The sequence below is a fragment of the Proteiniclasticum ruminis genome (assembly GCF_900115135.1).
Lineage (GTDB): Bacteria > Bacillota > Clostridia > Clostridiales > Clostridiaceae > Proteiniclasticum > Proteiniclasticum ruminis_A.
This window is the reverse complement of the sequence record NZ_FOVK01000007.1, coordinates 106778-129890: the sequence shown is the minus strand read 5'-3', so window position 1 is coordinate 129890 and position 23113 is coordinate 106778. Positions and strand designations below refer to the sequence as shown.

Annotated in this window: 17 protein-coding genes, 4 tRNA genes, 3 rRNA genes and 1 other annotated feature; of the genes, 20 read left to right on the top strand and 4 right to left on the bottom strand. The window is 42.0% G+C overall.

Features of this window, described 5'->3' with window-relative positions; genetic code table 11:
- Together BM243_RS10825 and rrf (BM243_RS10820) are read left to right on the top strand one after the other, a co-directional pair.
- Positions 1 to 117, top strand: a 23S ribosomal RNA gene (locus tag BM243_RS10825); the annotation flags it as partial.
- Between the two features lie 75 nt (positions 118 to 192).
- Positions 193 to 310: ribosomal RNA gene (gene rrf, locus BM243_RS10820) — 5S ribosomal RNA — on the top strand.
- Between the two features lie 107 nt (positions 311 to 417).
- Here rrf (BM243_RS10820) and BM243_RS10815 read toward each other — a convergent pair.
- The gene (locus BM243_RS10815; protein WP_074912382.1) at positions 418 to 597 is read right to left on the bottom strand and encodes a MarR family transcriptional regulator; all 180 of its coding nucleotides are present in this window, start codon (positions 595 to 597) and stop codon (positions 418 to 420) included.
- Positions 598 to 728: 131 nt separating this feature from the next.
- On the opposite strand from BM243_RS10815, the gene BM243_RS10810 reads away from it, so the two are divergent.
- The 8 genes from BM243_RS10810 to BM243_RS10775 all read left to right on the top strand — a co-directional run bounded on the left by BM243_RS10810 (position 729) and on the right by BM243_RS10775 (position 6007).
- Positions 729 to 1244: an SOUL family heme-binding protein gene (locus BM243_RS10810; protein ID WP_074912381.1), complete on the top strand. Its 516-nt coding sequence runs from the start codon at positions 729 to 731 to the stop codon at positions 1242 to 1244.
- 275 nt (positions 1245 to 1519) lie between these two features.
- The gene (locus tag BM243_RS10805; RefSeq protein WP_074912380.1) at positions 1520 to 1777 is read left to right on the top strand and encodes a TM1266 family iron-only hydrogenase system putative regulator; all 258 of its coding nucleotides are present in this window, start codon (positions 1520 to 1522) and stop codon (positions 1775 to 1777) included.
- The gene (hydE, locus tag BM243_RS10800) at positions 1778 to 2836 is read left to right on the top strand and encodes a [FeFe] hydrogenase H-cluster radical SAM maturase HydE (protein WP_074912379.1); all 1059 of its coding nucleotides are present in this window, start codon (positions 1778 to 1780) and stop codon (positions 2834 to 2836) included.
- 43 nt (positions 2837 to 2879) lie between these two features.
- Positions 2880 to 4298 (top strand): [FeFe] hydrogenase H-cluster radical SAM maturase HydG, encoded by a 1419-nt coding sequence (hydG, locus tag BM243_RS10795; protein WP_074912378.1) that lies wholly within the window; start codon positions 2880 to 2882, stop codon positions 4296 to 4298.
- Positions 4299 to 4310: 12 nt separating this feature from the next.
- The gene (gene hydF / locus BM243_RS10790; protein WP_074912377.1) at positions 4311 to 5498 is read left to right on the top strand and encodes a [FeFe] hydrogenase H-cluster maturation GTPase HydF; all 1188 of its coding nucleotides are present in this window, start codon (positions 4311 to 4313) and stop codon (positions 5496 to 5498) included.
- Positions 5499 to 5728: 230 nt separating this feature from the next.
- Positions 5729 to 5846: ribosomal RNA gene (gene rrf, locus BM243_RS10785) — 5S ribosomal RNA — on the top strand.
- Positions 5847 to 5849: 3 nt separating this feature from the next.
- Positions 5850 to 5926: transfer RNA gene (locus tag BM243_RS10780), tRNA-Ile, on the top strand.
- 5 nt (positions 5927 to 5931) lie between these two features.
- Positions 5932 to 6007 (top strand) — tRNA-Ala (locus BM243_RS10775).
- Between the two features lie 67 nt (positions 6008 to 6074).
- Here the strand turns inward: BM243_RS10775 and BM243_RS10770 are convergent.
- Entirely contained in the window at positions 6075 to 6482 is a 408-nt protein-coding gene (locus tag BM243_RS10770; RefSeq protein WP_074912376.1) for a secondary thiamine-phosphate synthase enzyme YjbQ, read from the bottom strand.
- Positions 6483 to 6671: 189 nt separating this feature from the next.
- Here BM243_RS10770 and BM243_RS10765 point away from each other — a divergent pair, with 189 nt between their 5' ends.
- From BM243_RS10765 to BM243_RS10740, 6 genes are all read left to right on the top strand, one after another.
- On the top strand, positions 6672 to 7196 hold the full coding sequence (locus tag BM243_RS10765) for a hypothetical protein (RefSeq protein WP_074912375.1): 525 nt from the start codon (positions 6672 to 6674) through the stop codon (positions 7194 to 7196).
- Positions 7197 to 7226: 30 nt separating this feature from the next.
- A complete protein-coding gene (locus BM243_RS10760) occupies positions 7227 to 9962 on the top strand; it encodes a UPF0182 family protein (RefSeq protein ID WP_074912374.1) in 2736 nt (911 codons plus the stop codon).
- A gap of 20 nt (positions 9963 to 9982) precedes the next feature.
- Entirely contained in the window at positions 9983 to 11368 is a 1386-nt protein-coding gene (locus BM243_RS10755; protein WP_074912373.1) for an FAD-dependent oxidoreductase, read from the top strand.
- A gap of 12 nt (positions 11369 to 11380) precedes the next feature.
- Positions 11381 to 11608: a DUF1667 domain-containing protein gene (locus tag BM243_RS10750; RefSeq protein WP_074912372.1), complete on the top strand. Its 228-nt coding sequence runs from the start codon at positions 11381 to 11383 to the stop codon at positions 11606 to 11608.
- Between the two features lie 32 nt (positions 11609 to 11640).
- Positions 11641 to 11840: a binding site (T-box leader), on the top strand.
- 53 nt (positions 11841 to 11893) lie between these two features.
- Positions 11894 to 13171 (top strand): serine--tRNA ligase, encoded by a 1278-nt coding sequence (gene serS, locus BM243_RS10745; RefSeq protein ID WP_074912371.1) that lies wholly within the window; start codon positions 11894 to 11896, stop codon positions 13169 to 13171.
- A 99-nt stretch (positions 13172 to 13270) separates the two neighbouring features.
- Positions 13271 to 13361: transfer RNA gene (locus BM243_RS10740), tRNA-Ser, on the top strand.
- 421 nt (positions 13362 to 13782) lie between these two features.
- Here the strand turns inward: BM243_RS10740 and adhE are convergent.
- The gene (gene adhE, locus BM243_RS10735; RefSeq protein WP_074912370.1) at positions 13783 to 16371 is read right to left on the bottom strand and encodes a bifunctional acetaldehyde-CoA/alcohol dehydrogenase; all 2589 of its coding nucleotides are present in this window, start codon (positions 16369 to 16371) and stop codon (positions 13783 to 13785) included.
- A gap of 546 nt (positions 16372 to 16917) precedes the next feature.
- Between adhE and thiM (BM243_RS10730) the strand changes: the two genes are divergently transcribed.
- The 4 genes from thiM (BM243_RS10730) to BM243_RS10715 all read left to right on the top strand — a co-directional run bounded on the left by thiM (BM243_RS10730) (position 16918) and on the right by BM243_RS10715 (position 19564).
- Positions 16918 to 17757 (top strand): hydroxyethylthiazole kinase, encoded by an 840-nt coding sequence (gene thiM / locus BM243_RS10730; RefSeq protein ID WP_177213511.1) that lies wholly within the window; start codon positions 16918 to 16920, stop codon positions 17755 to 17757.
- Between the two features lie 10 nt (positions 17758 to 17767).
- Positions 17768 to 18598: a hydroxyethylthiazole kinase gene (thiM, locus tag BM243_RS10725; RefSeq protein ID WP_074912369.1), complete on the top strand. Its 831-nt coding sequence runs from the start codon at positions 17768 to 17770 to the stop codon at positions 18596 to 18598.
- 114 nt (positions 18599 to 18712) lie between these two features.
- Positions 18713 to 18788 (top strand) — tRNA-Thr (locus tag BM243_RS10720).
- A gap of 326 nt (positions 18789 to 19114) precedes the next feature.
- Positions 19115 to 19564 (top strand): tyrosine-type recombinase/integrase, encoded by a 450-nt coding sequence (locus BM243_RS10715; RefSeq protein ID WP_074912368.1) that lies wholly within the window; start codon positions 19115 to 19117, stop codon positions 19562 to 19564.
- A gap of 184 nt (positions 19565 to 19748) precedes the next feature.
- Here the strand turns inward: BM243_RS10715 and BM243_RS10710 are convergent, their stop codons facing one another.
- Entirely contained in the window at positions 19749 to 22898 is a 3150-nt protein-coding gene (locus tag BM243_RS10710; RefSeq protein ID WP_074912367.1) for an ABC transporter ATP-binding protein/permease, read from the bottom strand.
- Positions 22899 to 23113: the final 215 nt, after the last annotated feature.

Sequence of the window (23113 nt, the reverse complement as noted above, 5' to 3'; positions counted from 1 at the left end):
ATTTCCCATGACGTAAGTCAGTAAGATCCCTTGAAGAACACGAGGTTGATAGGTGAGAGGTGTAAGTGCAGTAATGTATTCAGCTTACTCATACTAATAGATCGAGGGCTTAATCAAAAAAAAGAACAACTTAAATTCTTTACAGTCTCTGTATGCAGTTTTGAAAGATGCAGATCTTTCTAAAACTACATATCTGGTGTCTATATCTCTGAGGGTTACACCCGTTCCCATTCCGAACACGACGGTTAAGCCTCAAGGAGCCCATGATACTGCAGGGGAAGCCCTGTGGGAAAGTAGGTCGTCGCCAGTTACACTGCTCTAAGCGTAAGCTTAGGGCTTTTTTGTTGTCTGAAAAAAGAGTAGAATAAGAAAAAAGAACCACCGCGCAGCAGGAACTGCAGGGTGATCCTTTAAAAATTATTTCTTGAATTCCCAGTAGCATCTCTTTGGTGAGACGATGACGGATTCTTCTTTCAGCTTCTTCATGATCTTGTCGACTTCTTTACGGTCAACACCTGTACCTTCTACAACTTTACCTGCATTTACAGGCTCAGCAGCGTTTTTGAAAAAGTCTAGTACAACATTGTAGTTATCCATAACACTCTACCTCCAGATTTTATATAGTATAATTATAGCATTAGAAAGAGCTCCGATGAAGGAAAAATGAAAGATTATTGATTATATTTATCAAGGAAAAACTCATAAAAAAGAGGAAAAGAGGTAAAAAAATGGGAAGATATGAAAGTCCGGAATATAGAGTAAAAGAGAAAGAAGGAGCCTTCGAGATTCGAGAATATCAGGAGTATTATGTGGTGAAGTATAAGGAAAATGAAGATCCGATGAATTCTGGAGGATTTCAGACATTATTCCGGTATATTTCTAAGAATAATGAAAAAGAGGCCAAGATCAGCATGACAGTTCCAGTGATCGAGAAAAAAGAAGAAGAGGTCTACACCATGGCCTTTGTCCTTCCGAAAGAACATCTTCATGATATTCCTCTGCCAAAGGACAAGAGACTTTCTATAGAAAAGATCGAGGAGGGGTATTATGCAGCCATCACCTTTTCTGGTGTATCCTCCGGGAAAGTCGAGAAAGAACAGGAGACTCGATTGAAGGAGTGGATCAGCAAGAAAGGGTATGAAGTTTCTGGAGAGACTCGTGTGGCATACTATAATCCCCCTTTCATCCCAGGACTTTTTAGGCGGAATGAGATCTGGATTCCGGTGAGAAGAAGCAAAGAGTAGTTTTTTGATAATTATTTATCAAAAAACACTTCTATCTATTGTTGAAATGGATGGGGTAAATAGAAATAAATAGAAGTTTCATACGCGTCCAAATGATATATTTTTAACAATAAGTATGATATGATGAAATTGGTGAGAAACGAGAAAAGTTCTTCTTTCGAACCGTAATTTGAAACCCTGTACTGACCCTGAAGTTACGTACTGAAGGAGAAGGCGTGTGAAAGAATGAATGGAAGTTCTGCGCCTTTTTGGCGCATTTTTTTATGGAGGGAATTATGGAAGAAAGAGTAGCACTCATAGGTATTGTAGTAGAAAAATACGATTCTGCAGAAAGAATGAACCAGATACTACATGAGTATGGAGAGTACATCATCGGCAGGATGGGGATTCCGTATAAAGAAAAGTCTATGAATATCATTTCTGTGGCGGTGGATGCTCCTATGGACATCATCAGCACCTTATCTGGAAAACTCGGAATGCTTGATGGCGTATCCACGAAAACCATTTATGCCAAGAGCAAGAGGGAAAAATAGATGAACAACCTGGAACGGCTGATAAAACTAGAAAACAATCTGATACTTTCAGAAACAGATCTTCGGATTCTTCTGGATACTTTTACTAAAGAGGACCTCTCCTATGCTATGAATCGGGCAAGAAAGGTCCGGGAAAAGGTTTTTGGCAATGAAGTCTATATACGTGGGCTTATAGAGCTCACAAGCTACTGCGTTTGCGACTGTCTCTACTGCGGAATCCGCAGGGAAAACAAAAATGCAGAGCGGTACAGACTCACAAAAGAAGAAGTCTTATCCTGCTGCAGAACAGGCCATGAACTAGGCTTTAGAACCTTTGTGATACAAGGGGGAGAAGATCCCTACTATTCAGATGAGGTCATGACGGAGATTGTATCATCCATCCGAAAAACCTATCCCGATTGTGCCATTACGCTTTCTCTAGGGGAGAGATCGAAAGAAAGCTATAAGAAGCTCTATGATGCTGGTGCGGACCGGTATCTCCTTCGGCATGAAACTGCAGATGAAGAGCATTATGGAAAGCTTCATCCAAAGGGAGAACACCTGCGGGTGAGAATGAAGCATTTATGGGATCTCAAAGAGATCGGCTATCAGGTAGGTACAGGATTTATGGTGGGTTCTCCTTTTCAAGACAGCAGCACATTGGTGAAAGATCTTTTATTCTTAAAAGAACTGAATCCAGAAATGGTAGGAATAGGACCTTTTGTGCCCCATCATGAATCAGTGTTCAAAGACTTTGAGCATGGTTCCCTGGACCTTACACTGATGCTCTTGTCCATCATCCGCCTGATGATGCCAGATGCACTGATACCATCAACGACTTCTCTTGGAACCATTCACCCTAGAGGAAGGGAGTTTGGCATGGAGGCAGGGGCCAATGTCGTAATGCCCAATCTATCCCCCACAGATGTGAGAAAGAAGTACCTTCTATATGACAATAAGGCTTTTACCGGATGTGAAGCAGCAGAAAGTCTTTCACTTTTGGAAAAGTCCATGGACAGTCTTGGATTCCAGGTGGTGGTTCATAGAGGGGACTCCAGAAGGGCAAAGATAAGGAATTAGTGAAGGAATACAGAAAAATGAATATGAAGGATGTGCAAGGAACATGTATGATGTGAAATCGAAAAAAGCAGAGGAGTTCATCAGTCACGATGAAATCCTAAAAACCTTATCCTATGCAGAAGAAAACAGGGAAAATAGAGCACTGATTGAATCCATAATAGAAAAAGCAAGGCTGGGCAACGGTCTATCCCATAGAGAAGCTGCGGTGCTTCTAGACTGCAAATTTGAAGATCTCAATGAGAAAATCTACAAGCTGGCGGAAGAAATCAAGGAAAGATTTTACGGAAACAGGATTGTCATGTTCGCACCACTTTATCTTTCCAACTACTGTGTCAATGGATGTGTGTACTGTCCGTATCACCTCCAAAACAAACATATTGCCAGAAAAAAACTCACCCAGGAGGAGATCCGGCGGGAGGTCATGGCTCTTCAGGATATGGGGCATAAGAGACTGGCACTGGAGACTGGCGAAGACCCCATCAACAGTCCCATCGAATATGTTCTTGAGAGCATTAAAACCATTTATGATGTGAAGCACAAGAATGGTGCCATCAGAAGAGTGAACGTCAATATTGCGGCCACCAGTGTGGAAAACTATAGAAAGCTCCATGAAGCAGGGATAGGTACGTATATTCTCTTCCAGGAGACCTATCATAAGGAAAGCTATGAAATGCTCCATCCCACTGGCCCCAAACACAACTATACCTATCATACAGAAGCCATGGACCGGGCCATGGAGGGAGGAATTGATGATGTAGGGATTGGGGTCCTCTTTGGTCTGGAACGCTACAGATACGAGCTTACAGGCCTTCTCATGCATGCAGAGCATCTGGAGGCTGCTTATGGCGTAGGGCCTCATACCATCAGTGTGCCAAGGATCCGGCATGCGGATGACATCGATGCGGAGTCTTTCAGTAATGGCATTGATGATGAGACCTTTGCGAAAATCGTTGCCTGTATCCGTATTGCAGTTCCTTATACAGGAATGATCATCTCAACAAGAGAAAGCCAGGCATGCAGAGAAAAGGTGCTGAAGCTTGGTGTATCACAAATCAGTGGTGGTTCCAGGACCAGTGTGGGTGGATATGACAAACTGGAGCTGGAAGACCATAAATCGGAACAGTTTGATGTAAGCGACAAAAGGTCTCTGGATGAGATTGTCCACTGGCTTATGGAAATGGGTCATGTGCCAAGTTTCTGTACGGCCTGCTACAGGGAAGGAAGAACAGGAGACCGATTCATGATGCTTTTGAAGAGCGGACAGATCATCAACTGCTGCCATCCGAACGCACTGATCACTCTGAAAGAATATCTCATGGATTATGCCAGTGAGGAAACAAGGGCATTAGGTGAAAAAATGATTGCAAAAGAGCTGGAAAAAGTCACCAATCCAAGAGTGAAGGAACGTGCTGCACAGAACCTTTTGGATATTAATGAAGGAAAACGGGACTTCAGATTTTAGGAGAAATGAGTTATGGGATTACACGAAACACCTAGAGGCGAAAGAATCCATATCGGTCTTTTTGGAAAGACCAATGCAGGCAAGTCAAGCCTTATGAATGCCATCACAGGCCAGAACCTAGCGGTGGTATCTGAAGAAAAAGGCACCACGACAGATCCAGTACTGAAATCCATGGAGCTTCTTCCACTGGGGCCAGTGGTGCTCATGGATACTCCAGGTCTTGATGATGAAAGTATTCTTGGAAAAGAACGGATAAAGCAAACCTATAGAATCCTTGAAAAAACCGACTGTGCTCTAGTCATCTATCAGCCAGGAGAAGAAGATGATTTGAAACTGAAAGAGCTCATAAAGCACCTAGAGAATAAGAACGTACCGTTTCTCAAGGTGATGAATAAAAAAGATCTTCTCACAGAAACCCTTCAGACGTACGAAACATTCATACCTGTCAGCATCTATGATGAAAGCAGTATCTATGCGCTGAAAGAGGCCATTGGTAAAAAGCTTTCTTTGAAAAAGCAGGAGAAATATATCATTCGAGACTTTCTTCAGCCGAAGGATCTTGTGGTTCTGGTGGTCCCTGTAGACTCCGCTGCGCCAAAAGGAAGGCTCATCCTTCCACAGCAGATGGTGCTAAGAGAAATTCTGGACCATCACGGAAAAATCATGGTGGTTCAGGTAGAAGAACTGGAAGAGACCATGCGGATTTTTCAGTCTCATATTCGGCTTGTCATTACTGACAGTCAGGCATTTCAGGAAGTGAAAGAAATGGTGCCAAGGGATGTGGCACTGACAAGCTTTTCTATCCTTATGGCAAGATACAAGGGAGATCTTCAAAAAGCAGTGGCTGGAGCAAGGGTGCTGAAGGATTTGCAAGAGGGCAGCAGAATCCTCATTTCAGAAGGCTGCAGCCATCATAAGCAGTGTGATGATATTGGAACAGTGAAGCTTCCAAAGTGGATTCAGGCTTATACAGGTAAAGAGTTTGAGTTTCATCATACCAATGGGCAGGAGTTTGATCTCTATGCAAAGCCTTGCGATCTGGTCGTTCATTGTGGGGGATGTATGCTTTCTGAAAGAGAAATGAAAAGCAGAATTGCATCTGCTGAATCCGTTGAAGTACCGGTAACAAACTACGGAATCCTCATCGCCCAGATGAATGGAATTCTTGAGCGGAGCATTGAATTTTTAGGGACTCCTTAAGGGTGAACCCTCATATCTATTGGCTTTGAAGGGTTTTCATTATGTCTGGAATTATGCGGAAAATCTTTGGAAGTATTATCAAAAAATCTATTGACAGTCCTTAGACTAAGACTTATAATAATGATTGTTCTCAAAAATTGTGCTAAATTTTTGGAAATCAATACGTTGAGGCTAAGGATTGTCAAAACGTTTTGTATAGTAAATTTACGGCTTGCCGTAATTTACGTAAATCTGGTGTCTATATCTGTTAGGGCTACACCCGTTCCCATTCCGAACACGACGGTTAAGCCTAATGGAGCCCATGATACTGCAGGGGAAGCCCTGTGGGAAAGTAGGTTGTCGCCAGTTATTGGATCTTTAGCTCAGTTGGTTAGAGCAACCGGCTCATAACCGGTCGGCCCGGGGTTCGAGTCCCTGAAGGTCCACCATTTACGGGGGTATAGCTCAGCTGGGAGAGCACCTGCCTTGCACGCAGGGGGTCAAGAGTTCGAGTCTCTTTATCTCCACCATTAAAAAGTCCGAATGTGATGAACTCATATTCGGACTTTTTTCTTATATTCATTTTTTAGTAGATTCCTATTCTCCCATGATATGCAGCTTCACGGTACGGTCCCGGGGGCCATCAAACTCACAGAAGAAGATTCCCTGCCAGATTCCCATTTCAATTATACCATCACTGACAATCAGACTGAGGCTGGAGCCTAGATTGATAGATTTAAGATGGGCATGGGAGTTTCCTTCCATATGCTTGAATTTTGCATCATCTGGAAAGGCTTTATCCAGACCGTAAATGAGATCCGTCAGCACATCTTTGTCCGCATTTTCATTGATGCAGAGTCCAGCCGTGGTGTGAGGAGAGAATACCGTAAGGATGCCTTCCTTAATACCCGATTCCTCAGCGGCTTTTCGGACTTCATCTGTGATTTCATAAAACTGCTGTCTGCTTTTTGTTTTCACTGGAATTTGTTTCTTAAAGACTTTCATAAAGCACCTCCGAAATGTAGAATCATAGCTTTTTCTTTTATTATACCCCAAGTGCTGTTTCTTAGGGACTTTTTGAGAAGGGAACCTCATGAATATTCTCTGAACTTAAGGTTTTTATGCGGATTTTTAGCTTATAATATTAGTGTAAGGTATAGTAATTCTTATTCGAAGCTGGTATATGGAGTATGTATGCGAAAAAGAGTGGTTCAGTTTTTTAAAAATATCCTCTATATCTTTATGAAGTCAGATGAAGAGTTTGTAAAGAGTATACTCACGGAGAGAGAACAGAAGCTTTTTAGAACACTGAAAAAATCAGAACAGATCCACAGTGAGCTGGTGACAAAAACCTTCCTGAAAATTGTCAATGGGAAAGCTTCAGAGGACCACATAAAAGCAGTGCTTCTGCATGACATCGGAAAAGTAGAAAGACCCCTTAATCTCATAGAGAAGAGTGTGGCGGTGCTTGTACATAAAGCGGGACTTACCGGTGTATCATTTATACAGGATAGGCCTTTTATGATGTCCTATCTTCATCATGCAGAGCGGGGTGCAGACCTTCTACTTTCTCGAGGAATATTTCAGAAAGACAGCATGGAGGAGCAGCTCATAAGAACACATCACGAAACCACTGAAACTCTTAAAAAAACCTACAAGAAAGATCCTGAGTTTATAAGGATACACAAACTTCTAAAAGAGGCAGATGACTGCAATTAGAACTTAAGAACATTATATGGAGGAAAAGCTATGAAAATCGACATCAAACCAAACTTTAATTTTCGTTTTAAAAATGTGTTCAAGGGAAAGAAGAATCTTTATTTGGTTCTAGGCTTTCTCCTGCTTTTCTTCATTCTACTTTTTAACTCTACGCATCTCATCGCTACGCTTCAGTGGTTTGGAGAGGTGGGTTATACGAGGACCTATCTGACCAGGGCCTTTTCTGTAGCAGGGCTCACCATACCCATTTTCTTGGTTTTTTATCTTGTTTCAATCTTTTACTATAAAAGCATTGCCAAAAAATATGATCAGGTTTCTTATCCGCCGAAGACCACAGAGCAGATTAAAATAAGAAACCGATTTGTGTACATCGCTGTTGCTGTTTTTTTCGGTATTGTTTCCTATGGACTGGCCAAGGACAACTGGTATCTGATTCTTCAGTTCATCAACGGCGTGGATTTTAATGCCGTGGATCCTGTCTTTGGGAAAGACATTTCATTCTATGTTTTTAGAATGCCGTTATACCAGTTTTTGGTTTCCATGGCTCTTTCTGTGGTGGTTTTGCTGATCCTTCTTACGGTGATTATTTATCTCATCATAGCAGCCAAAAGTTCATTCAATAGAATGAATTTTAGAAATCTCCGAGGGATTCTTCATGTACTGAAAAATGGCTTCATCCAGTTTGCTGGAAAAGCCCTTGCCATGCTCATTTCTCTCTATATGCTGCTTCTTGCTGTGAGTTATTATCTGGATTCTTTCCTGGTGATGTTCAATGAGTCTGGAGTGGTGTATGGACCTGGCTATACAGATATAAATGTGAATGTGCCGATCTTAAGGATCATGGCAGTCATTTCCGCGGTATCAGCTCTTGTGGTAGCTTATGCAGTTCAGAAGCGAAAGATCAGTCTCATCGGGTATTCAATCCTGCTGATTTTTGGACTAAGCATTCTAAGAGTGGTTGCCTATGTAGGCGTAGAAGGCCTCATTGTCAATCCAAATCAGCTGGAGCGGGAAAGACCTTATATTCTCAACAACATCAATATGACTAGGCAGGCTTTTGGAATTCAGGATGTGGAAATCAGGCAGTTTGAAGCAAACCAGAATATTACGCCTCAGGAAGTGACAGAAAACAGAAATGTGGTAGACAGCATCAAGGTGAACTCCTACAGGCATACGTTGGATTTCATCAAGCAGGCACAGGTCATCCGTTCTTACTATGATTTCAATGACGTGGATGTGGACCGGTATATGATCAATGGAGAAAAGAAGCAGGTGTTTCTGGCTCCGAGAGAGATCGACCGCAGCGTCATCTCCCCAGCCACCTGGCAGAATATCCATCTCTTTTATACCCATGGTTACGGCGTGGTTCTATCGGATTCCAGCACCGTGACTTCCCAGGGACAGCCTGATTTTCTCATGAAGGATATCCCAACCACAAATCTCACGGACATTTCCGTGGAGAATCCAAGAATTTACTTTGGTGAGATGGTTTCAGATTATATCATTACAGGAGCTAGAACCGACGAATTTGACCATCCAAGAGGCGGAGAGAATGAAACCTACCGCTATACTGGAAGTGCTGGCATCGAGCTCAGTTTCCTGAACAGGATTCTATACGCCATAGAGGAAAAAGAACCGAAGATCCTGATTTCTTCACTTATCGACGGCAATTCGAAAATTGTTAGAAAAAGAAATATCGTAGACCGCGTAAGAACCATTGCGCCGTTTCTACACTATGATGAAGATCCCTACATAGTTCTTGCGGACGATCAGGTCTACTGGATGATGGATGGGTATACCACCACAGACAGATATCCCAATGCCAGAACCTATGGAGGCATCAACTACATCAGAAATTCTGTGAAAGTAACCATCAATGCCTATACTGGAGAAGTCAACTTCTATCTGTCCGATGAGAATGATCCCATTGCCATCACCTACAATAAGATTTTTGGAGACCTCTTTAAGAATCTCGATGAAATGCCCGAGGTGCTGAGAGATCACATCAAATATCCAGAGGATCTCTTTGCCATTCAGACCACAGTACTGGAAGAGTATCATGTGACAGACCCTGGCATCTTCTACAATGGAGAAGACATCTGGCAGAAATCTGCTGTGACTTCATCCAATTCTCAGGAAAAAGTTCAGCAGGATCCCTATTCTCTCTTTACCTCCTTCGGAGATGAGGATGATCTGGAGCTGGTGTTCACGGAGTACTATACAGTAAAGGGCAAGGAAAACATGGTGGCCATCGTCAATGTGCGTATGGAGAAAGACCACTATGGCCAGTTGGTGGAGTACAAGTTCCCACCACAAAAGACTGTATCCAGTCCATATCTTTTCAGAAACAAGCTCAATCAGGATCCGGAGATCTCTAAGGAGCTGTCCCTTCTTGACAGCGGGGGTTCAAAGGTGGAGTTTGGAGATATGGTCATAACGCCCATTGAGGACAGTCTTCTCTATGTGGTGCCCATCTATCTCGTGGCTGAAGGGGAGAATTCTATACCAGAAGTGAAGAGATTTATCGTATCCAATGACGATCAGATTGTCATTTCAGATACCTTTAATAATGCCATTGGAAAACTCTTCAGCATGAATCTGGAAGAGCCTTCAGAAGGCCCAGAGGGGCCAGTGGATGAGACATTAGCCAGAAGGGCCAATGACCTCTTTACAGAGGCAATCACAGCCCAGAGAGCTGGAAACTGGGCAGAATATGGTCGGCTTATGGAAGAGCTCCAGAAAGTCCTGGAAGAAATGCTGAACTGATATGTAAGGGGAGAAATCATATGGATTATGATGTAATTATTCTTGGAGGAGGACTGGTGGGTTGTGCCATGGCCTATGAGCTGTGCAAATACAATCTCAACATCGGACTCATCGAAAAGAACTTTGATATTGCGGAAGATGTGGCTCTTTTCAACTCCTCTTTGATTCTTGACGGAAAAGATATTGAAGAGGACCATATCTATCAGCTGATCCGAAGAAGCAATCAGAAACTCGACGCGCTGTCGGAGGAGCTGGATGTGTTTTATGAAAAAGTGCCTTCTTTCACCATCTATCCCTCTGAAGAGGAAGCGGTGAGGATCTACGACCGTGCAGTTAAAAGGGGGATTCAGGGGATTTCACTTTTGACGGGTAAAGAAGCTTCAAAAATGAATCACCACATCAAGGAAGAGGACAGAAATGTCATCTACTCCATGAATACAGGAGTAATCTCGCCCTATGACTATGCCACGGCCATGGCGGAGATTGCTTATGACAATGGGGTGAGCTTCCGTCTGGAAGAGGAGGTCCTTGATATCCATAACCAGCCCAGGGGTGGCATCAAGGTGACCACCAATAAAAACAAGTACACAGCTAGAGTTGTTATAAGAACCACCTTTGGAGACCATTACTCCATCAAAAAGGATGAAGAGATGGTGGGACCCCATGATATCATTGAACATATGCTGGTGGAAAAAGATTTCCAAAATGAGATCAAGCATATCATCAAAGAGTACAAGGCAAATGGAGAAGTCATCAGTCTAGTCCCCACATCCACCAACAAGCTTCTGGCAAGCCTTAAAACAAGCACATCCAAAGAGTTCTCCCAGATGAAGAAAGAAGTGGAGAGTGTCATTGGACCGTTTCCTCCCGAGAGAGTAGACATCATCAATGAAAGCCGCAACTGGACAGAACCGATCCAGATTGACCAGGAATTTGAGGCAGAGGGATATATCCATATCCAGGCAAAAAACTATGCGGTGGACAATGTCCTGTCAGCCATTACCGAGGATGCGCTCCATATGGTTCTGAAGCATTTTAAAGCAAAGCCCAACAGTGACTATGAAAGCAAGCGAAGAAAATACTACCGATTCCGAGAGATGGAGGATGAAGAAAGAAATGAGATCATCTCCATCGATCCGAAATATGGGAAAATGATCTGTCTCTGCTCCAATGTCACGGAGGGAGAGATTGTCGACTCCATCCGAAGACCCATGGGGGCAAGAACCGTGGAAGGAGTAAGGAGAAGAACAGGCATTGTTTTTGGCAGATGCCAAGGTTCTTACTGCTTGACAAAGATCATCGGGATCTTGGCCAGAGAACTTCACAAGAGCCCATTGGAGATCATGAACGACAAGAAAAATTCTCAAGTGGTCTTTGCCAGAATCAAGGAATTTGATGGCCGCTAGAAGGAGAACACCATGAAAAAAGAGTATTACACAAGCATCATCAGGATTAAAGGGTCCAAGACACATCATATGGTTCCTGTGAAGAGCGACCAGCCCATGGAGCGGGACATCTTTATTGAGGTGTCGAAGGTTCTTTCAAGAATCTATGTGGGCGTTCCCTTGGAGCGTGGAGACATCATCTGCAGCAATATCCTCAACACGGGAGTCAACATCATTGTGACGAAAACCATTGAGAGTTGACCTTTTCCAGGGGAAGGGATATAATGAATTGAATTAAACCGTTGATAAGGCTAGTACAGTAATGTCACTTTTTAGAGAGCAGATGGTCATGTGCAAATCTGCAGGGGGCATTTTTGGAATCCACCTTGGAGGGACTGGTAATGCAGTACGGAGAAGACCGTTATCTTTTTGAAGGATAAAGCGCATCGCTTTATTGAAGTAGGGTGGCACCACGAGTCAGATCGTCCCTTGGGAATTGATCTGGCTCTTTTTTATTATAAAAAATTAAAAAATGGAGGAATTGTTATGCTGGATATTAAGAGAATCCGAGAAAATCCTGAAGAAATCAAGAAGCTCATGAGCAATAGAGGAGAGAGCCTTGATCTCTCCGATATAGACAAAGTTGTTTCCCTGGATGAGGAAAGAAGAGAAACCCTGGTGGAAGTGGAAACAGCAAAGGCTAGAAAAAACCAGGTATCAGCGGAAATCCCTAAAAAGAAGAAAGCTGGAGAAGATGTCACCGAGATCATGGCAGAAATGAAGGAGCTTGGAGAAACCATCAAGAACCTGGATAACAGAGTGCGTGAAATTGATGAGGCCATTGAGTTCATTATGCTGCGTCTGCCTAATATTCCAAACAGCCAAGTGCCAGATGGAGACACCGATGAAGACAATATCGAAATCAGAAAGTGGGGAGAGCCCAGAAGTTTCAGCTTTGAGGCTAAAGCACACTGGGACCTGGGAACAAACCTCAATATTCTGGATTTCGAAAGAGCTGGAAAGATCACCGGTTCAAGATTCACTTTCCTGAAAGGCTATGGATCAAGACTGGAAAGAGCCATCATCAACTACTTCCTGGATACCCATACAGATCATGGCTATGAAGAGGTGATGCCTCCATTTATGGTCAACAGACAGTCCATGACAGGTACTGGCCAGCTGCCGAAGTTTGAGGAAGATGCCTTTAAGCTTACAGAAAATGACTACTTCCTGATTCCGACGGCAGAAGTTCCTGTGACCAATATGTACCGCAATGAGACCTTCTCAGGAGAAGAGCTCCCAATAAAGCATGTGGCATACTCTGCCTGTTTCAGAGCAGAAGCAGGTTCTGCTGGTAGAGACACGAGAGGCCTCATCCGTCAGCATCAGTTCAATAAGGTGGAGCTTGTGAAGTTCACAAAGCCAGAAGATTCCTATGAAGAGCTGAATAAGCTTGTGGAAGACGCAGAAAGAGTGCTTCAGGGATTAGGTCTGCCTTATAGAGTGGTAAGAATCTGCAAAGGTGATTTAGGATTCACTGCAGCACTAAAGTATGATATCGAGGTCTGGATGCCAAGCTACAACAGGTATGTAGAAATCTCCAGCTGTTCTAATTTTGAAGATTTCCAGTCCAGAAGAATCAATATCAAGTACAAGGAAACTGCAAAAGACAAGCCTCAGTTTGTGCATACACTGAATGGCTCAGGTGTTGCCATTGGTAGAACCATGGCGGCAATCCTTGAGAACTTCCAGAATGAGGATGGAACTGTGACCATTCCAGAATCCCTAAGACCTTATCTTAAGGGTGAAGAGCTCATCAAGTAAATGAAGTCTGAGAGGCTGTGTTTTTCTTAACGCAGCCGCTCATTTTTTCATTGACACTCAAATCTATAATTGCTATAATAACTAATGTCGCTAGATCGTGGAGAGATGGTCGAGTTGGTTTAAGGCACCGGTCTTGAAAACCGGCGTACCTTTGCGGGTACCGTGGGTTCGAATCCCACTCTCTCCGCCATATGATATTTAGAGAAAAAGAAAATCCTTGAGGCACAAAGCTTTCAAGGATTTTCTTTTTGGTTTTTTTTAACAGTTCTCCGTATCCACGACACTGTACTACTGTAAAGCAGGAGAAGAACTCGTGAGAGATCATGACAGGAAGAAACAGACATCATCGGGAATGTGACCCTAGCAGCATTAGGGCTGAATATGAACAAACTGCATCAGAAGATTCTACACAACCAAACAGATATGATTGAGTATAAAAAAGTAGCTTTGGCCAGTGCCATCTCTGCAGCTTGGATAGACTAATTAACAAACCCACTGGAATAGTGTGTATGTTTTTGAGTTTTTGTAAACCTATGAATATCAATAATCAAGCAAAAAGCCGTCACAAAACTCTATCTAGTTTTGTGACGGCACCTTTATTTTATACGCTATTACTTTCCGTGAAATGCATTCAGATACATTTCCTTGATCTCAGAAATAAGAGGGTATCTTGGATTTGCACCAGTACACTGATCGTCAAAGGCCAGGTGTGACATTTCATCCAAGGACTCCAAGAATTTGCTTTCAGATATTCCCATGGATTCAATGTTTTTTGGCATTTCCAGCTGATCTTTCAGATTGTCTAATGCATTCAGGAGAAGCTCCACTTTTTCCTCATCCGTGGTTCCACCTAACTGAAGATAATCGGCAATTCTTGCATAACGGTAGGTGATATTTGGATACTTGTACTGAGGGAAGGCAGCCATTTTGGTTGGGCTTTCCTCTGCATTAAACTTAACCACCTCGTTGATGAGCAGCGCGTTGGCAAGTCCATGAGGAATATGATGGAAAGCTCCCAGCTTATGGGCCATGGAATGACATACCCCAAGGAATGCGTTGGCAAAAGCCATACCAGCCATGGTGGAAGCATGAGCCATCTTCTCACGTGCCTTTTCATTGGTTTGTCCTTCTGTATAGCATAGAGGCAGATACTTGAAGATCAAACGGATGGCTTCTAAAGCAAGACCGTTGGTATACTCAGACGCCAGCACTGAAACATAGGCTTCTATGGCATGAACCAGAGCATCAAACCCGGAAGCGGCTGTGAGTCCTTTAGGGATGTTCATCATAAGCTCTGTGTCAATGATGGCCATGTGCGGCGTCAGTTCATAATCTGCTAAAGGATACTTGATCCCTGTGACTTCATCGGTGATGACTGCAAATGGAGTCACCTCAGAACCCGTACCGGAAGTGGTAGGCACTGCAATGAAAGTGGCCTTCTCACCCAGCTTAGGGAATGGATAGATTCTCTTTCTGATGTCCATGAATCTCATGGCAAGATCTTCAAACCGCACTTCTGGATGCTCATATAGGGTCCACATGATTTTGGCTGCATCCATGGGAGAGCCTCCACCTAGTGCGATGATGACGTCAGGCTGATAGCTGAGCATTTCTTCAGCGCCTTTTCTAGCGGTTCTTAAGGTTGGATCTGGTTCTACGTCCATGAAGATCTTGAAATCAACCCCTTGTTCCTCCAGCACTTTTATCATCTGATTGCAGTACCCTAGGTTGTAGAGAACTTTATCTGTTACGATATAGGCCTTCTTCTTTTTCTGTTCACCTAGTTCCCGAAGAGCTACCTCCAAGGCACCATATTTAAAATAGATTTTTTGGGGAACTCTGAACCACAGCATATTCTCTCTCCTCTCAGCGACGGTTTTGATATTCAGAAGGTGCTTTACTCCGACATTCTCACTGACAGAGTTTCCGCCCCAGCTTCCGCATCCCAGCGTTAGAGAAGGTGCAAGTCTGAAATTGTAAATGTCTCCGATGGCTCCCTGGGAGGAAGGCATATTGATGATGGTTCTTCCGGTTTTCATGCGTCTTCCAAAAGCATCCATACGATCCTTGGAACGGATCTGATCGGTGTAGAGCACCGAGGTGTGTCCAAACCCACCCAGCTTCACTAGAGCATCTGCCTGGTCAAGAGCATCCTCGAAGGTGGACGCACGGTACATACCAAGGACAGGAGACAGTTTTTCGTGAGCGAAAGGTTCTTCCTCTGTGATTTCTTCCACTTCACCGATGAGCACCTTGCTGTTTTCAGGGATATCAAGACCTGCAAGAGCAGCAATTTTATAAGCGCTCTGGCCTACGATATCGGCATTGAGAGCACCATTTTTAAGAATGATTTTTCTCACTGCCTCGGTTTCTTCAGAGCTCAAAAGATAGGCACCACGGTCTGTAAGTTCCTTCTTCACTTCATCATACACATCGTCCACAACAATGATGGACTGTTCGGAAGCACAGATGACTCCGTTATCAAAGGTCTTGGAAAGAAGGATGGAGCTTACGGCCATTTTGATGTGAGCAGTCTCATCGATGATGGCAGGTGTGTTTCCAGCACCTACGCCGATGGCAGGCTTACCTGAAGAGTAAGCTGCTTTCACCATGCCAGGACCTCCTGTGGCAAGAATGATATCAGAAGAGGACATGACAGTCTGTGTCATGGCCAGAGACGGAGCATCAATCCATCGGATGATGCCTTCGGGAGCACCAGCTTTCACTGCAGCATCAAGAATGACCTTTGCTGCCGCGATGGTGGAGTTCTTAGCTCTAGGATGTGGGGAGAAGATGATGGCATTCCTTGTTTTTAACGCCAAAAGAGCTTTGAAAATGGTGGTTGAAGTAGGATTCGTTGTTGGGATAACGGCAGCGACCACGCCAATGGGTTCAGCCACTTTCTGGATACCAAAGGAAAGATCCTCTTCGATGATGCCGCAGGTTTTATCGTTTCTGTACTGGTTATAAATATATTCAGAGGCAAAGTGATTCTTGATTACCTTATCTTCTACTATGCCCATACCGGTTTCTTCTACAGCCATTTTGGCCAGGGGGATTCTATGATTGTTGGCGGCCAGCGCAGCCTGTCTGAAAATCTCATCCACTTGTTCCTGGGTGTAGGTTGCGTAGCTTTGCTGCTGCTTTCTGAGATCCTCCATGGCAATCTGGAGTTCTTCTACGGTGGTGATTGGTGTCATTACATCCACATCCTTTGTTAAATTATTGACAATATAAGAATACCACCAGAAAACAGTACCGTCAATGGAATTCCTTATAATTATGTTAAAATAATATCAATATTATGATAAAAATAAAATTAAACGGTTTCATTTTAATAAATATAGTAATAACGCTGAAATATTCAGCAAATAGGAACCAATTCATGAAGAGGATTATTTGCGTATAAATTGATTTTTCTACAGGTTTTACTGCTAATTATGTTAAATAATTAACCAATGAGAGGGATTTCATATTTTATCAATGATTCAGGGCTGGTGTTTCTATTATGGAAATAATTGAGGAGATCTTTTTTGGGTTGAGGTTCAGGCGGTTTCCATAAAAACAAGGAGAAGTGTTTCTCGAAGACGCTATAAAAAACAAATATGGAGAGAAAGTGATGAAGTTAGTTTAAAAACTCTGTGATTTTTTTGAGACGAGATTGATTTTCAGGAGGGAGGTTCTATATAATGTGCTCTCGTGCAGAGGTTGCACTATGAAAAATGAAAATTTCGGAGGAAATGAAAATGAGCCATATAGATCAGATCATTCATCTAATGGATGAAGCAAAGAAAAAGAACCCCCTGGTGGACTTTCTTATTAATTATGTGACTGCCAATGAGCTGACCAGTATCACATCTTATTTCGGAGGAACTCCTGTCATGACAGATGATCCTATCGATGCGGCTGAGGTGGTGGAGTATGCGAAGGTAGATGCTTTGGTATTCAACATCGGAACCGTAACCAACAAACAGGTCAATGCTATGATCGAGGCTGGAAAGAAGGCTACAGAGCTTGATATTCCAATCATTCTGGATCCTGTTGCAGCGGGTGCAACGCCATTCCGTTCCGCATCCATCAGAAGAATGCTGGAGGAGCTGAAGATTTCTGTCATCAAAGGAAATCTTGCAGAAGTGAAGGCATGCCTTGGCGTGGAGACCACTTCCAAGGGCGTAGACTCCAATGAGGATGAAAGCGAAGCGGAAAAGTATGTGGTTGCTCTGGCGAAAAAATACAACTGTGTGGTTGCCATGACTGGCATTGAAGATGTCATCAGCGACGGCACAAGGGTTGTACGTATCAAGAACGGCTCCAAGAACCTTCCTAAGGTCATCGGAACCGGATGCACCATCGGCGCTCTTGTGGGCACTTTCAGCGGTGTTACGAAGGATTACTTCTACAGCGCCATGACTGGTGTCATCATCATGGGGATTGCTGGTGAGATTGCAGATACCATGGTAGAAAAAGGCGAAGGATACTATACCTACAAGCATCATCTTCTGGATACTCTTTCCATTCTCAGCAATGAGGCTGTAAGAGAAAGAGCGAATATTGTAGATGTTGCAGCGGAAGAGATTGCGGTATAAGGAGTTTTAAATGAATCTGAGAAATCATGTAGAGAAGCTCTACGCACAGAAATTCGAGGAGAAATATCCTCTGGTCTGTTTTCTGACCAATTATGTGACCGTACTGGATTTGGTGGATATGTGTATTCATTCCGGAGGTTCACCGGTGCTGACGGATGAAATCTCGGAAGCTCATGAAATGGTGGAATATTCTAAGTCCCAAGCGGTGGTCATGAACTTTGGCACCATCAACAGGGAGTATCTGGACATTATGACTTTGACAGGAAAAACTGCCAATAGAGTCCATGTGCCAGTGATTCTGGACCCTGCAGCCATCACTGCTTCTTCCTTCAGAAAGTATGCCATCGAGCATCTTCTGAAAGAGGTAAAGGTGGATATTCTCAAAGGAAACCTTGGTGAAATCAAGTTTATTCTAGGATACGACACAAAAAACAAGGGCATCGATTCTTTTGAGGATGAAGATGGAGCCGAGAAGTACTGCATCGAGCTTGCAGAGAAGCTGGGTACAGTGGTGGTGATGACAGGAAAAACAGATATCATCACCGATGGAAAGAGAATGGCCAAAGTATCCAATGGAGATGCCAAACTGAAGAAAATCTGCGGAGCGGGATCTTCTGTTGCGGCCATCATGGCGACCTATTCAGGTCTCACAGAGGACTATTTCTTAAGTGCCACGGTTGGGTGCGCTGTCATGGGCGTAGCCTCTGAGATGGCAGAAGAAAGAATGAAGGAAAGAGAAGGCATCCGCACCTTCAAGACCTATGTTCATGATGCGGTTTCAATGATGGAAACGAAGGAACTCATGGACAGGCTGAATCTTATGGAAATTGAGTTAGATTAGAAGAAGAGCATGCTGCGATCCGGTTCATCTGGTTTACAGCATGCTTTTTTCTTCAGACCATTGCAAAATTTTTCTGAATCCCTTAAGATATATAGGTATCGATGATACGGGTTTGCTACTATGGCTCAGTCGGTAGAGCAGCTGATTCGTAATCAGCAGGTCGCCGGTTCGATTCCGGCTAGTAGCTCCAAACTAGTAATTGCAATGATTTTGATGATTCAAGTCATTGCTTTTTTTATTAGGAAAAAAAGTAAATCAGCTGATTTAAAATATTAAGGAGTGATGTTTTAATGAAGAAGATTTGCAGTAGAAACGCCAGAGGAGTTATTAGCATTGAGGAGCTATATAATGAGTTATAAGTTCCAGAATAATCAGGAAAGTAAGAAAGGCTACAATAACTAGTTATAATAAGAATACAAAGAATTTTAAGTTGTGGCTTGATAGTGAAGGTATTAAAGATGTTAGCGAAATTGGTAAACATACGATTTTGATTACATGCTTTACTTGCAGGAGAACATGAAGAATCAAGCAAGTATTAACTCGTATCAAAGGGCTGTGAAAGCGTTGCTATATTTTGCGATGGAGGAAGAGCAAGGATATATAGAGTATTTTAGGTTCAAATTACCTAAAGAAGATTGTGCTGTTGGAAGCATTTATACAGAAAGTGAAATAAAAAAATTACTGAAGAAACTGAACTTTAAAACATGCTATGATGGCGAATATAAGATATGGGTTGTTGTAAACTACATGTTAGAAACAGGTAATAGACTATCAACAGTAAGAAATATAAAAGTAAATAATGTTTATTTTGAAAAGAATATCATCATGTTAAATCATACAAAGAATAGAGATGCCCAGTTCATACCGTTAACGAATCCTCTTAGTAAGTTACTTAAGAAATATATTTGTGATTTTGGATTGAAGGAAGAGGATTTTCTCTTTCCAACAGTAATGGGTAAGGCTTAGTTGTCATGCCCATAAAACAACGCTACTGGACTGGCGCTCATATTTTTGAGTTTTTGTAAACCTATGAATATCAATAATCAAGCAAAAGGAGCCGTCACAAAACTAGATCTAGTTTTGTGACGGTTTCTTTTTAGCACCTTAAAATTAGAGTATAGGTTTTTTCGGTTAGTATTTCAGTGTGTAATTATTCACTTCTCAAAGCTTCTACTGGATCTTTATTGGCAGCAGATGAAGAAGGAATTAAACCTGAAACATAGGCTAAGAACATGCTAATGCCAATTAAAACGCCTACTGCTGTAGGTTCTAAATTTGCGATGTTTGGAATATTAAATTGATTATAGACGATAATATTTGCAATAATGCTGATTCCATAAGTGACTAATATCCCAAAAGTCCCAGCAACAAAACCAATGATTAACGTCTCGGCATTAAATACCCGTCGAATATCTTTTTTACTTGCGCCAATTGCTCGCAAAATCCCAATTTCTTTGATTCGCTCCAGTACGGATACATAAGTAATTACACCAATCATAATTGATGAAACCACCAATGATATTGAAACAAAGGCCACGAGAGCATATGAAATCGTATCAATAATCGTTGTCACAGAGGATAAGATTGCAGAGATTAAGTCAGTATAATTAACAACTTTATCCACTTCGCCTGCATTTATCTTTTCTGTATTATAGTCTTCGATGAATTTCACAACACTTTCTTTGGTGGTAAAATCTTTTGGATATAAATTAATTGAAGTAGGATCATCCAAATCACGATAACCTAGGAGATTTAAGTTCGAACTTTGGCTAATTTGTTCACGTTGGCCAAAACTACTAATCAGATTAAAGAATTCATCTTCCTCAATGTTAAATTGGAAAGCATCTGTCAATGCGTTGGTATCAAAATTTACAGCATTTTGAATATTACCAGCTAAGTTCCCAATTTCTGCTTGGAACTGTCTAGTAACATCAGCTTGCACCTTACCGAGTAATTGATTGAAGCTGGTACTGATGTAGGTTGTAAAGTAATTCTGTACAATATCAATTAAGGTTTGCGTAATATTTGCATCGCTGTTAATCTTTTCGAAGTCTTGAATCAGCTGAGCTTGTACTTCTTCACTTTCAATGTAAACTTCAAAGTTAGCAACCCAGTCCTCGAGTTCTGTAACTTGCTGCTCATTTTGAGTCGCTACAAAGTCTTGGAGTACTGACACTAAAATGACTTGGATCTCTTCTACAGGTACATCAACTTGTGTTGCAATACTCTCAGCAAGCACATCTAATTGTAAAGCAGGTAAGTCCGACGCATCCACATTGATATTGAAATTGGAGAAGTTAATATTAAGTGCCGACTGATCAAAGCTAAAGGCGTTTTGAATCATTTCTTGATCCACAGTAATGAAATCTTCTAAGTTGAAGAGTTCACTTGGAGCGAATTCTTGTTCATCATCGAAACGTTTCCCAGTAAAGACATTTAATTCTTTGTCTTCTATCTGTTGCTGCACGATATCATAGCGGGCAGCTTCTGTAATTAAATACTGAGTTAGTTCACTAGAATAGTGGAGTCCTGAAGAGAGGACAGGGTTATTTGTATCCGGATTAGCTCTTACGATTCCAACAACCTCTAACTCCAGGGCTGATTCAATCACAGCATCCATATATTTCTTATCCTCTGACCGATCAACCCAAAGGTCAAAACTGTCATCATAAGTGTACTTTTCAGCTGGATTCACTAATTTAAAGGTCACATCCATTATTTCCTGAAAATTAATTTTATCTTTCTTATCTTCTTCCACTTCGATATTTTCGTCATTTACGAAATTCTCAAACATATTTTTTAAATCTTCTCGATCTTTGAGACCTAATGCGTACATGGTTGTATCAGTGAGTGAACCGCTATCTGTTAAGACAACCACGATTTCATTGATTTCTGTGGCCCATTTCCCTTCAAGGACATCGTATTGGTCTTCAAATAGTGAAATATCACCAGGGAGTTCGTTAAAGTTTTGCCTTCCAAAACTACCTGCCCCTGAGATTAAATCCAGTCCAGCCGGACTACCAAAATTAAATTGAGAAAGAACTGTATCAGGATTTACTTGTCGAACAGCATCAGCTTCATTCTCTAAATAAATTTGGGGTGTAATCCCATATTTGTATTGAATGTTTTTAACGTAGGGATCAATTTCGCTTTGATTCGTTTCTAAATGTTCTTTAAAGCTTCTTAAATCATTTTTATTTTGAAAGGAAAAAAGTGACGTCACCGTATTTAAAATGGGAACTTCATCTACTGGTCTTTCAACTTCTTGGGTTTGCCCATCTACAGCAGGCTCTGGAATGGTTTCAGAAGTTCCTTCTGTTGTGTTTTCGTCAGCATTTTCTTCGCCACCTAAAAAACTTGTGATATCAATCCCTGAAGAGTCGATACTTAGAGGGAAAGCGCTCATTGTTTCTTCCTCAACGCTATCAATATAATTATTGATGCCACTGGCTAAAGCGAGTATGGAAGCTATTCCAAGAATTCCGATGGAGCCTGCGATGGCTGTGATAATTGTTCGACCATTTTTTGTCAGCAAGTTACTAACAGAAAGTGAAACCGCTGTTAAAAAAGACATTTTCGTCTTTGTGGCTTTAGCCACTAAGGATGCATCCTTAGTCTTAATTGTATGAGGATTTGTATCGCCGATGATTATTCCATCTTTAAGCTGGATAATACGATTAGTATACTTATCTGCCAGCTCTGGGTTATGGGTAACCATGATGATGAGTCTATCTTTTGCAATTTCAACTAAGAGGTCCATCACCTGGTCAGCAGTTGTACTATCAAGTGCACCTGTGGGTTCATCCGCTAGTATGATTTCCGGGTCATTGATCAAGGCTCGTGCGATGGCCACTCTTTGCATTTGTCCACCAGATAACTGTGTCGGTCTCTTGTGGATATGGTCGCCTAGACCCACTTCTTCCAATGCTTCAATGGCCCGTTTTCTCCGCTCATTTGCCGATACCCCACTTAATGTCAGGGCTAGCTCCACGTTTGCTAAAGCAGTTTGATGGGGTATGAGGTTGTAACTTTGAAAAATAAAACCGACACGACTGTTTCGATATGCATCCCAATCAGCAGACTTATATTTCTTAGTAGAAATGCCTTCAATGATTAAGTCACCTTCATCATAACGGTCAAGTCCTCCAATAATATTTAACATGGTGGTTTTACCAGACCCCGATGCTCCTAATATTGAAACAAACTCATTTTCTCTAAATGATACGGAAACTTTATTTAAGGCATTCTGGGCAAAATCTTTTGTACGATAGGATTTTCTTATATTTTTAAGCTCTAACATCTCTACACCTTTCTTTTTTTTTCTATATTGGAGCGGATTACGGGTCTATGGAACGAGAAACCGTTAGGAGATAAATCTACTTACATAGATTTTATTCCATAGCTGGACTACTTTTCCTTATTAAGCAATAGTTGTTAGCATTCTATATCCAGCTTGTGTCATTGTAAAAAAATGCATGACTTCATTTGATGTTAAGCCAACAAATACAGATGTCA